At 35.9% G+C, this 11,381-nt stretch carries 12 protein-coding genes; 9 read left to right on the top strand and 3 right to left on the bottom strand.

All coding sequences use genetic code 11. The features are described 5' to 3' along the window. Positions 1–553: GNAT family N-acetyltransferase (locus tag WC747_04230; protein ID MFA5999197.1), on the top strand; the 553-nt coding region annotated here is incomplete at its 5' end. A 31-nt stretch (positions 554–584) separates the two neighbouring features. Here the strand turns inward: WC747_04230 and WC747_04225 are convergent. Further along, positions 585–1,556: an IS30 family transposase gene (locus WC747_04225; protein ID MFA5999196.1), complete on the bottom strand. Its 972-nt coding sequence runs from the start codon at positions 1,554–1,556 to the stop codon at positions 585–587. Between the two features lie 187 nt (positions 1,557–1,743). Between WC747_04225 and WC747_04220 the strand changes: the two genes are divergently transcribed. After that, entirely contained in the window at positions 1,744–2,085 is a 342-nt protein-coding gene (locus WC747_04220; protein ID MFA5999195.1) for a hypothetical protein, read from the top strand. Further along, a complete protein-coding gene (locus WC747_04215; protein MFA5999194.1) occupies positions 2,082–2,567 on the top strand; it encodes a hypothetical protein in 486 nt (161 codons plus the stop codon). Before WC747_04220 ends, WC747_04215 begins: the two co-directional genes overlap by 4 nt. Positions 2,568–2,605: 38 nt before the next feature. Here WC747_04215 and WC747_04210 read toward each other — a convergent pair whose 3' ends face one another. Both WC747_04210 and WC747_04205 read right to left on the bottom strand, forming a co-directional pair. Beyond that, a complete protein-coding gene (locus tag WC747_04210) occupies positions 2,606–3,019 on the bottom strand; it encodes a hypothetical protein (GenBank protein ID MFA5999193.1) in 414 nt (137 codons plus the stop codon). Between the two features lie 26 nt (positions 3,020–3,045). Continuing rightward, entirely contained in the window at positions 3,046–3,285 is a 240-nt protein-coding gene (locus tag WC747_04205; protein MFA5999192.1) for a hypothetical protein, read from the bottom strand. A gap of 603 nt (positions 3,286–3,888) precedes the next feature. Between WC747_04205 and WC747_04200 the strand changes: the two genes are divergently transcribed. The 6 genes from WC747_04200 (at position 3,889) to WC747_04175 (ending at position 11,223) form a co-directional block, all read left to right on the top strand. Next, positions 3,889–4,572 carry a Bro-N domain-containing protein gene (locus tag WC747_04200; protein MFA5999191.1) on the top strand — a complete coding sequence of 228 codons (684 nt, stop codon included), beginning with the start codon at positions 3,889–3,891 and terminating at the stop codon, positions 4,570–4,572. A 402-nt stretch (positions 4,573–4,974) separates the two neighbouring features. Next, a complete protein-coding gene (locus WC747_04195; GenBank protein ID MFA5999190.1) occupies positions 4,975–5,427 on the top strand; it encodes a YaiI/YqxD family protein in 453 nt (150 codons plus the stop codon). 307 nt (positions 5,428–5,734) lie between these two features. Next, positions 5,735–6,274, top strand: a complete 540-nt coding sequence (locus WC747_04190; protein MFA5999189.1) for a hypothetical protein — start codon at positions 5,735–5,737, stop codon at positions 6,272–6,274. 329 nt (positions 6,275–6,603) lie between these two features. Further along, positions 6,604–7,464, top strand: coding sequence for a hypothetical protein (locus WC747_04185; protein ID MFA5999188.1), 861 nt, complete (start codon positions 6,604–6,606; stop codon positions 7,462–7,464). A 232-nt stretch (positions 7,465–7,696) separates the two neighbouring features. Then, positions 7,697–9,388, top strand: coding sequence for a hypothetical protein (locus WC747_04180; protein MFA5999187.1), 1,692 nt, complete (start codon positions 7,697–7,699; stop codon positions 9,386–9,388). Positions 9,389–9,456: 68 nt separating this feature from the next. After that, positions 9,457–11,223, top strand: coding sequence for a hypothetical protein (locus WC747_04175; GenBank protein MFA5999186.1), 1,767 nt, complete (start codon positions 9,457–9,459; stop codon positions 11,221–11,223). Positions 11,224–11,381 lie beyond the last annotated feature (158 nt).

Below are 11,381 nucleotides of genomic sequence, written 5' to 3'. Positions count from 1 at the left end.
CATAGCTATATGTGCATTGCTGCAAAAATTGAAATTTTACTCATGCTTAAATATCAGCATCATGAAAAAATCATCTGATGACTTTGATCAGTATCTCAATCATCAAAATTCATTCACCATCTATCCTCTCGACAAAAATAACGAGTTAGATGTGAATAAAATGTGTCAATTGTTTGACGATGCAGAAATTTATAAAAAATTAAATGGATATGAACAACAAGAGCTTAAAAATTCTTTGCTAACTCCTTACTATCAAGCTTTTTTGGCGCATGATAGTAAGGGACAAGTTTGTGGAGCTCTTGTGTACATTGTTCTTTCAGATGACAGTGTTTATAAAATAGAATATTTAGTTGTTCACAAAGATTATCGACGTCAAGGAATAGCTAAAACTCTTATTCAAGCAGTTCAGAAACTTGCTTTTGATAACGAAATTAAAGCATTACAAATTGCTGCACTTGTTGAAAATACTAATGCCTTACATTGCTATCAATCAGTTGGTTTTGTTGAAAAACATGTATTGATGAAAATGAAAAGTATAGCGGCATTCATTTAGCTTTAGGTGGATTCAACTGTCAAGTGCAACACTAACATATAATTCCTAACTTGTTACATTCAACGCTAAAAATTTGCATAGGAGTTGCAAAGTTTAGCGTTTTTCTTGGGCGATTGTTTATCTTATTTTCAGCCTCCTTGAGTTGTTCTTTTGTGATAACCAAAAAATCAGATTTCTTTGGAAAATACTGTCGCAATAAGCCATTTGTATTTTCATTAAGACCTCGTTGCCATGAAGCATATGCATCAGCAAAAAAGTATTTCAAGCTTAGTTCTTTAGCTATGGCTTCATGCTCTGCAAACTCTTTTCCATTGTCCGAAGTGATTGTATGGATCACCGCTTTCAGCGGTTTGAGCAATTTAACAATTGCTCTTAAAATTGATTGAGCGTCCTTATGTTTTACCCACGTCATTTTCAAAAATTTTGATACTCGATCAACAACGGTCACAATCAATCCTTGATGATCTTTTCCAACCACCAAATCAATCTCCCAATCACCGATTCTAATTTTTTTGTTAACGATTTCAGGTCTGTCGTGAATGCTCACTTTGTTCTTAATTTGACCTCGATTGTCTTTAGCTCCGCGCTTTCGTTTTCGAATATGGCGACCATGGCGAAGATGAATGTACAGCATCCCTTTAGCTTTTTTATCTTGCCAAATATGTTGATAAATTCGCTCAGGACTTATCAAAACGCCTTCTTTGGCAAGTACGCCAGAACAAGTTTCTGGACTCCAATCCTGGATAAGCATAGCGTTTATTTTTTCTATCAAAACAGCATTCATTTTTGTAAATTTCTTTGCCTTTTTTCTTCGATTCACGGCTGCTTCTTGTGCTTGCAATGGCCTATAACCACGCCCACCTTTATTCCTGCGCAGTTCTCGACTAACAGTGGATGGATTTTTTCCAATTTCTTTTGCAATTTCTCTCATGCTTTTATGGGCTCGTCGATGACCATAAATTTCGCATCGATTTTCTTGGTTCAATTGAGTATAATTCTTCAAGCAACACCTTTGGTTTTTTTTGATTGTTTTTCTTCAAAACTAATTATCTCAAAAAGTTACAGGTGTTGCACTTATTACTTGAATCTACGAAGTAAAAAGTTCCAGTTTTAGGTAAAATAAAAATTGAACCGATCATTTCTTTGTGTTAAATTATGCCATCTTGAAATTCTTGCACAAAGGAAAAATTATGGAAATTGTTTGCAGCCAATGTTCTCACGTAATGCCACATGCTCAAGCTGCGGGCTCTCTTGTTGGTGAAGCTTTATCTCTTTATAAAAAGCACTTGGAGCTTTATCTTTCTGCACAAAATTTAGCAATACAAACACTTTCAGCCAAAGAATTAACAATTAAACGTGGCCTTATCAATAGTTGTTCAGAAATGATGACTAACTTCATAATAGGACTCATTAATAACCTGGAAGTCCAATGCCCAAAATGTCATAAATTTACTCAATGGACCGTTCAAAAAGATCATTTTGGCATTGAAATAGCAACCACTACTCCGTCAGTGAAAGAAACGTCTGTATGAAAAAAATAGCTTTAATGGTTCTTCTTTATTTTTCAAATATGCATTCTGAAAATAATTTAGAGAATAACTTTGAATCTGTACATTCTGAGAAATTTTCGGAAAATAATTCTCAATGTATGTATGTTGCAAATAAGCACCTTACGCCGTATTCTTTTTACTTTTTAACGAAACAATTTTTATATCTTACTTGTTTTTTGTATTGGATCATTGATTTGCAAAAAATAAAAGAATGCCTTGTTTGTTGCGATGCATGCAACAATTGTCTTGATTGTTTTTACACTTATGGATTTTTTTCAAGCGCTGCCGATAAAAAAGCAATAAAAACATTACAAAAACTCATGCGTATAGGAAATAAAAAGCGCCTGATCAGTTTTTTGGTTAAATTGTACAATGCAAAATCTATGACCTGTAATAGATGTGGTACCTTTTCTGGATGGCATGGTCCAAATCAAAATTCTGTAGCAAATACCCAGGCTGTTTAAAATTGATTCATGTAATTAACGTTTGTTCTAATTTTAAATTATGCATTTTTTTGATTGGCATGCCAGCCAGCAAAAATGTGACAATGCGAACATTCAATTTGTAATTGGTTGCATAGAGGTAGCATAAATTCTGCAATTTTTAAACCATCTCCAATAGTCATTAATTGTTTTAATGTACCAAGGTTTTTTTGATCTCTTTGACTGCTCAGTATGCCTCCCAAATTAGAACAGCAGAGCTGTGCATTGCACTGATCGCAAAATATAACAGCCTTGTCAATTTCGTCTTGGTTTATTTGTGATTCTATTTTTGCACAGAGGTATAATTCTTTAAGCCATATAAGTTCTGGAAATTTTTCAATAAACTCTGTTGGAACATCAAATGGGTGCTCTGATGGTTGTACTGTGAGAAATGACAGAGTCAGAATACATAATAAAAAATTTGCCTTGCACATACTACTCTCCTTTTTAATGTAATAGATTATGAACGACTTGGAATCCAATTAATATATTGCTTACATTTTGGACAAGGAATTTTCTGATTGTTCATAAAACCAACCATGAGTTTATTGATACCGTTTTGTATGCTTTTGGTTTTATTTTCTTGATTAACAGGAGGAGTGTTATTTGCTTTGTACAATGTATATAATTCGCTTGATACATGCCCCATTAATTCCATTTCTGTAAACTCATATTTGCATTTTTCGCATAGCACTGACATGGTTGTTCCTTTACGGTTAAAAAATAGTGCAATTTCAATAGTGAATTATTTGTAACAAAAATGATTTTTTTAGCAAGATAAATCATGACTTTTGAAATTTAAAAATTCTAAAATAGTCCCCATTCACTTTTTCTTGTCCTTTGCGGATTAACCGTTGATTATAATTTTTTTCGCGATGTTTGAAAAAAGTGAAGGGCAAAATTCTACTGGACGCCATTCATTTTTTCAGTACTAGCGGGAATCGCTTATAATCTGTAAGTAAATGTAAAATGTCATTGAAAAAAATGAATGGCAAGCCAGCCCTACATTCTGAAAAGAATGGATGGGGCCATCTCTTTAAATGACTTTTCTTTAATTAGCGCCTTCTTGTCCGGCGTAGTATGTGAGCAAAGCGAATCACGAAGCCTGGATGGCGTGAAATTCAAAATAAAAAATTAAAATCCACTCGACGTGGTCTTTCGTAGCTAACTGCAAAGCAGTGCATAGCAGGGGCAGAGTAAGTGGTGGATTTTTTTATATCAAAAAGAAGAGCGTTATCATTTTTTCATACTTTGATAAACTTAAATAAAGATTACTTGACACCTGTTTTCTAGGATTTTTGCAATGACACATCAATTAACAAAAATCGATTTTTTTCATGAAAAAGAAATTCGCAAAGTTTTATTTAAAGGCGAGTGGTATTTCTCGGTGGTGGATATTTGTGCTGCTCTTGTAGAAAGTTCTGATTCGGGTGCTTACTGGCGAAAACTAAAACAGCGTCTGGTGGCCGATGGAAGTCAAGTCGTGACATTTTGTCACGGGTTGAAATTGACTGCTTCAGACGGTAAAAAGTATACAACTGACTGTGCAAACACTGAAGGCATCTTTCGAATCATTCAATCTATTCCTTCGCCAAAAGCAGAGCCATTTAAGGTGTGGCTTGCCAAAATAGGTAAAGAGCGAATTGATGAGATTGAAAATCCTGAGCTTGGCATTCAAAGGGTGAAATCTTTGTATGAAAAGAAGGGCTATGAAAAAAGTTGGGTTGATAAAAGACTTCGCGGTATTGTTGTTCGTCAAACATTAACAGATGAATGGTCGCAAAGAGGCGCTAAAAGATCGATTGATTTTGCAATTTTAACAAATGATATTATGCAGGGCGCTTTTGATTTGAAAGTCGATGAGTATAAAAAAGCTAAAGGCGTTGAAAAAGGCAATTTGCGAGATCATATGACAGATCTTGAGCTTATCATTACCATGCTTGGCGAAGCGGCAACAACTCAGATCAGTCAACAAAAAGATTCTTAGGGTCTGCCAAAATTAAGAAATGATGCGAAGACTTTTCTGGAATGTTTTTAATTAAGTCCGTCTTCGCCAAGGCTTCGGTCGGACAGTCTTCTATGCAACACTACAATATTTTATTGTTTTCAATGCCTTCTGTGGTGGCGTAGCCAGACGAAGTTGCAAAGCAACGAAGACTGGAGGAGCTGTTGCAGGTAGAGCTCGTAAAGATCTTGAGCAGCAAATTGGCACAACTGTAATTTCAAAAAATAATGTTTTGCATTCACCTGGTTCAGTAAAAAAAATTAGATCTACAAATTATTAGAATTTTTAAATAATTCTTCAACTTGCTAACCTTGATTGTTATTCTTAAGGCCTAAGGCCTTACAAAAATGATATTTATTTAAAATATATTTAGAAAGTTTATGAATGTTAATTATTTACATAGACGGCGATGCTTGCCCGGTAAAAGAAGATATTTTCCGTATTGCTAAGCGACATAACTTACAGGTGTACTTAGTAAGCAATAGTCGTTTGAATATGATCGTTGATGAAAACGTACATAAAATACAGGTTGGGTCTGATTTAGATGCCGCAGACAATTGGATTATTGAGCATATAGAAATTGATGATATTGTGATTACTGTAGATATCTTACTAGCTGGTCACTGCCTAAAAAAGGGTGCTCGTGCAATAAGTCCAACAGGAAAAGTTTTTAATAATAACAATATAGGTGTTGCCAAAGCAATGCGTGAATTACGTGCTTATTTACGTGAAACAGGAATAGCTCCAAGTTATAACTCCACTTTCTCCAAGCAGAAACGCTCTCTTTTTTTACAGGCGCTAGAAGAGATGATTCAGTCAATAAAAAGAATTTCTTAAAAAAAAGCAAATAAACATTAACCAAATAACGGTGATATTAACCATTGAAAACAAAAGAATATTTGTTCCCAATTTTTGCACCAATCCCCTTATCCCAACGATATACTGCTTCAATTAAAAGTTTGAAGAGAAAAAGACTCCACCAGCGTTTGAATTATTTGACCCCTGTGAAATACTATACTAACTGGAAGGCGGAAAATCGTACTTTTTAGTCTCATATGTATAAAATGAGGTCACCCCTTTGTGCGCTTAAAGTGTTTCTGATATGCTTAAAGTGTGTCAAAACACCTAATTTTATGGGGGTCTTATGTTAAAAAATAAATTATTATCAATAGCGTTCTTAAGCTTAACAGGATTTTTATATTCAAATTTTGAGATTAGATTACTGGATCAGGAAAATATTGGCTTGGTAACAGAAAAAGCCGATATTTATTATCAAAATGTCTTGAATTATGCATTACATCATGACGATCCGGCTTTAGTTTGTTTTTTGCCATCAGGAGAAGTTTGTGGGTTTCTATCAGCAAATTATCCTGACTCTGATGCTAAACTCAATCTCTTGAGCATAAGCGTGTTTAATATGGACAAGAAAAAAGAAATTATAATTGCATTGTTAAATAGCTTTGAAAAAAGATGCAAATCATTAGGCAAAAAAAATATATTTGTTGAGTATTCTTCAGATGATAAAGTTATGAAACAAATTTATAATAAACTTGGCTATCAAGAGATTTCATTTTTAAAAAAATCATCTATATGGTTGCTGCAGCATACATTTGGGTATTTGATACTTGATAGTGCAGCAAAAGGTGTTTTCATAAAAAATAAAACTTTATGTAAAAAATTATAATATTTTAATATTATTTTATTTAGTATCCAATGGTCTATTCAGAATTTTGAATAGACCTTTTTTATTGAGATTTTTGTGCTCTAAAGTAGTTGCGTATTCGACGTAAGCTTTCGCGTAAAGCTTTGCACCTTCGTTAAAGCTTTACGCACATACGGCAATTGATATGGTCATTAAATTTAAAAATCCACCAGCTCTCTCAGGTGGATTTTTTATGTCTGAATTCTTATAGTTTGGTTAATCAGGGCTAGATAAGCATTGATTGTTATCTAATTATACTTGTGTTATAAAATCTGTATGATGAATTAATTTTAAAAAATGAAAGATGTCTTATGAAAAAAGTCTTATTGTTTTTTGTAATTTTGGTTGGTGTAACGCAAGGAAAAATTTTAAAAGCTTCACAATCTAAACCGTGTAATAAAAATTCTTGCTTTCTTAAAAACGGAATGTCGTTTGAGACTTTTGAGCGTAAGTTTAGAGAACGGTATTTTAATCTTTTAATTCCGGAAATTCAACTTATGGAAAAATCGGAAAGTCGTTATAAAGATGCAAAAATGTTTTTAGGGGCTGATAACATAGAAAAAATGAATATTGGCTCTTTAGAGTGGGACATACTTCATGCAACAGGGCATCATAATAAACCTTGGTATAGTAAAAACGTGTCTCTTGTTCCTTGGTTAGCTGTACATGTACGAATGATTGTTGGAGCTAAAAAGATTGTAGATAATTATAAATGTAACATTATTTCTCCATATTCATTTATTGGTAAAATGGCGGCTAGAGCGGCAACTTCACTTGTAGCATATGGTATTTGTTGTCATTACAGACAGCGGCCTTCTGAATACTTTGCAGATAGTTTTGCAAATAAATATGCATCTAAAGAGGCATTACAAGGAGGCTACGATAGTCATATAAAACATAAGAAAGAAGGGCGTCTGTTTTATAATCAACAATGCATGCAATATATATCGCAGGCTATTGAAAATGAAAAACAAAAATTAGGTAGAGATCTGACAGTTGACGAGCAACAAAAATGGGATAATGAAAAGCAGAAAGCAGTGAATGGATTTCCATCAATAGTGTACACATTATTACATAATATGGATGATCCAGCCCATCCTTCGTCTGAGTCTCGGGCAAATAGAGTTGCAAAAGCAATGGAGAGTCGATTTGGCGTTAAACCAACAGTTTAAAATATATATTTGTTAAAGATTTAAAAATCCACTCATTAAAAAATCCACTCGGAATGGTCCTTCGTAGCTAACTGTAAAGCAGTGCGTAGTAGGATTAATTTGAGTGGATTTTTTTTATGAGTAAAAGCGGAAAGAGTATTCATTTTTTTTAAATGATTGACTTTGTGTACTTCAATTTGCTGGAGTCAAAAAATAATGAATCATTATTAAAATAAAAAGAGGATGTAGGATAATGAATTTTAAAAAGATTATAGTAACTTTTATGGTAATGGTCCCATACATTATGATGGCTGAAGATTGTTGTAACACATCTTCATGTGATACGTCTGCGTGCAATCCAATAAGTCAAAATTTATGGCAACCTCATGCCTTTTCAGGATACAGTTCTACTAATTTAATTCAGATGAAAGATGCCTATGATAAAGGCGTGCAAGCTAATGATAGCAGAGAGCGACTTTTTTATATTTCTTTAGCTGGTCAATACATGCAATCATTTGGTTGTAATAAATTAGGTTCATTACCTTTTTGGTCTGGAACAAGCACTATGACTATTGGTACTAACGATGGAAAATCAGACCTTGATGCTTACCAATTTGGTATGGGAGATGTTACAACTCCAGGATCAATTACATTAAAACCTAAAGTGCAACATTTTGGTGTTGATGCACAGTGGTATTACATGCAACATGCAACTGGCCGTGGTGTCGTTGCTAAAATTGATGCACCAATCGGAGCAATGAAAATAACTTCAAAACTTTGTGAAAAACCTGCGGTACTTGATAATACGGCTGATACTGTGTGGACTCCTCCCTATCCTGCAGTTGCCAATCGTCCACAAACATTAACCGCTGCGTTTCAAGGTGGAGCATTAGGCGACAATTCAGTACAATCACAAGTGCTTCATCCGATAGCGCTTTACAAAGGTAGAATTGGTGGTTGCTGCCCTCAAACTGCAATTAGACTAGCAGACTTATCGTTTACGCTTGGATACAATTGCATCAATGATGAGCGTGGCATGTTTATGCTTGGATTTAAAGTAGCATGTCCAACGGGTAATGTTCCAACAGGCGATTATGCTCTTGAGCCAATTTTTGGCAGAGCTGGACATTGGGGAGTTGGTGGAGAAATATCAGCTTCATATCGCGTGTGGCATGATGATACATCGCAACTTCGTCTTTGGGCTCAAGGTGAAGCATTGCATTTAATCAATGGCCGCAGTCCAAGCTTTAGATCATTTGATTTACTATCAAATGGTAAAGGTTCTAAATATCTGCTCTTGCAATTTTATGCAGCAGTAAATCCTGATCTTACAGCAACTCCTGCAAATCCTACAGGCAGAGTAGCTTCATTTATTACACAAGCAGTAAACGTTACGACATTTCCTGTAATTTCAAATATTGGAGTTGAAGGTTCATTTGCTTTGATGTTGGATTATCAAAGAAAGAATTGGAATGTTGGTTTAGGTGGTGAGGTTTGGGGAAGATCACGCGAATGTTTATCAATTGATTTTTGTAATGCATTGAAATACGGCATGGTTAATTTAAATGATTATGCTGTACTTGGTCGCCAAGTAAGTAACAATATAGACACAGATACAACTTTAACTTATTGCGAACCTTTGGCTAAAATAAATCAATCTGTTACTCGTCAAACTACTGACGTAAATGCTTTCCCTGATCAAGTTAAAGATGCTCGCATCGCAGCTAACCGTATTTCTGAAGATGTAACTGCAGCGCTTGATATCTGTGGAGCACAAGCACCCCGTGCAATTACTGGTAAAGTGCTTGGTGAAGCTGGACATACTTGGAGAGATAATTGTCATACGCCAAATCTTTCGGTGTTTGCTTCTGCTGAATTTACCGATAAAAAAAGCGCTATGATCAATCTTTGGTCAGTTGGACTTAAGGGATCAATTATATTTTAATTAACAAAAAAATATGTAGAAAAAACTTTTATTTTTACTTAAAAAGTTTTTTTTAAAAAGGACAGAGCATGAGATTATGTTCAAAAATAGTACATTTTCTAGTTACTTTTTTATTAACACCGGCGCTAATGTTTTCAGCGCCTAATTCAAACCAAGTATTAATAAAGATTTCTACGATTAATGATTTATACCAGCCAGGAAATAGTCATACAAATGTTCCTCCAGCATACTTAACAAGATGGCAAAATATACCACCTTTTATTGGTGCAGTTATTGCTCAGCAGCAGCAGCAAGAGCCAATAAATCCTGTTAATCAAATGGAGATAATAGGAGATGTTGATTTTACTGGTAATATTATGACCATCAATCTTTCAACATCTATTTCAGAATTAATTATTACAGGAACAGTTAATGTTGTCGTTCCTGTTGGTGGAGATGTAGTAGTTCTTGTAGGTGGAAGTCCTCAGACACTTCCTGCACATCTGATTGTGTCTAAAACCAATAGTCCAGGTAATTTTAGCATTGATACAGTTGTTGTGGTGCAAGGATCTTGGGAACAAAATTCTACTACGGTAACCGTAAGTAGTGGTCTATTCATGCTTGCCACTTCTGCAACTAAATATATGAATATTGTTGGTGGTTCCTCAACTCTTTCAGTTATGGGCTCACTTGACTGTTACGGAGGAGATGATGAGCTTCATCGTTTAGGATATGTATTTAATGGAGGAACAATAACAGCTAGCAACGGCATTACGATGAATTACAACATAGGTGCAGCAGGACTAGCGGGCATTGAAAATAGAGGAACAATTCAATCTGTAGATGGCAATATTACTATGGATTATAACAAAGGTGGAGACAGCGACACTAGTGGTGGTGGAGCTGGTATCGGTGGATCTACTGGTACTGGCGCTCCTGGTGGAACAATTACTGCGTATGGAGATATCTCGATGAATAATAATATTGGAGGCTCTAGTACTGGTGTTGTTGGTGGTGGTGGTGGTGCTGGTGTTGGTGGCGGTGGTAGTGGTGGTATTAATGGTGGTGTTGGTGGTGGTCTTGGTAGTTCTATATCGACAGCAACTGGATCAATCATTATGACGGCAAATAGTGGTGGTGCTACTGATGATGCTGCTGGTGGTGCTGGTATTGGTGGTGGCGGAGCTGGTTTCGGCGGAATTGGCGGAGCTGGTGGCTCTATATCGGCAGTAACTGGATCAATCACTATGACGGCCAATATTGGTGGCGTTGGCGGTGGTGGTAATAGTCTTGATGGTAGTGGTGCTGGTGTTGGTGGCGGTGGTGGTGGTTATTCGCGCAGTGGCGGAGCTGGTGGCTCTATATCGGCAGCGAGTGGATCAATCACTATGACGGCAAATATTGGTGGTGCTGGTGGTGTTGGTGGTGGTGCTGGTGTTGGTGGCGGTGGTGCTGGTCTTGTTACTGGTAGTGTTGGTGGTAATGGAAGTGCTATTTCTGCAGCGAGTGGATCAATCACTATGACGGCAAATATTGGTGGTACTGGTGGCGCTTTTGTTGGTGGTGCTGGTGGTGCTGGTGCTGGTGTTGGCGGCGGCGGCGGTGGTGATAGCATCGGAACCTCTGGTGGTGCAGGAAGTGTTATTTCTGCAACGAGCGGAACTATAAGTGATAATCATGGTGGCTCTCCTAGTGGTTCAGGCGGATATGGAGCTGATTTTGGTGGTGGTGGTGGTGGCCAAGCTGGTAACGGTGGAAATGGTACAACATATTCCATAGCTATTACTGCTCAGGCAACTTTTGCTGGCACTAATGGTGCTGGTGGCGTTGGTGGTACCGCATATACTTCTGTATGATTTTAACTTAAAAATATTTTAACGTAAGAAATAAACTAGGCTTTAAAAACTTTAAGAAAGTTAAAACTTTAACGTAGTTTCAATTTTTCACATCATTTTTAGATCTTTGTAAGAAAGCAGATTTATGGTCATGAAATATATACAATTTTTTGAGTAGA

The organism is Candidatus Babeliales bacterium (genome assembly GCA_041660205.1).
Lineage (GTDB): Bacteria > Babelota > Babeliae > Babelales > Chromulinivoraceae > JACPFN01.
This window is presented reverse-complemented; position numbering and strand designations above follow the sequence as displayed.

Coding starts and splice junctions, on each gene's coding strand:
- WC747_04195 (MFA5999190.1), top strand. CDS start 4,975: ATGTTAATTATTTACATAGACGGCGATGCTTGCCCGGTAAAAGAAGAT.
- WC747_04175 (MFA5999186.1), top strand. CDS start 9,457: ATGAGATTATGTTCAAAAATAGTACATTTTCTAGTTACTTTTTTATTA.
- WC747_04215 (MFA5999194.1), top strand. CDS start 2,082: ATGAAAAAAATAGCTTTAATGGTTCTTCTTTATTTTTCAAATATGCAT.
- WC747_04190 (MFA5999189.1), top strand. CDS start 5,735: ATGTTAAAAAATAAATTATTATCAATAGCGTTCTTAAGCTTAACAGGA.
- WC747_04210 (MFA5999193.1), bottom strand. CDS start 3,019: ATGTGCAAGGCAAATTTTTTATTATGTATTCTGACTCTGTCATTTCTC.
- WC747_04205 (MFA5999192.1), bottom strand. CDS start 3,285: ATGTCAGTGCTATGCGAAAAATGCAAATATGAGTTTACAGAAATGGAA.
- WC747_04200 (MFA5999191.1), top strand. CDS start 3,889: ATGACACATCAATTAACAAAAATCGATTTTTTTCATGAAAAAGAAATT.
- WC747_04180 (MFA5999187.1), top strand. CDS start 7,697: ATGAATTTTAAAAAGATTATAGTAACTTTTATGGTAATGGTCCCATAC.
- WC747_04185 (MFA5999188.1), top strand. CDS start 6,604: ATGAAAAAAGTCTTATTGTTTTTTGTAATTTTGGTTGGTGTAACGCAA.
- WC747_04220 (MFA5999195.1), top strand. CDS start 1,744: ATGGAAATTGTTTGCAGCCAATGTTCTCACGTAATGCCACATGCTCAA.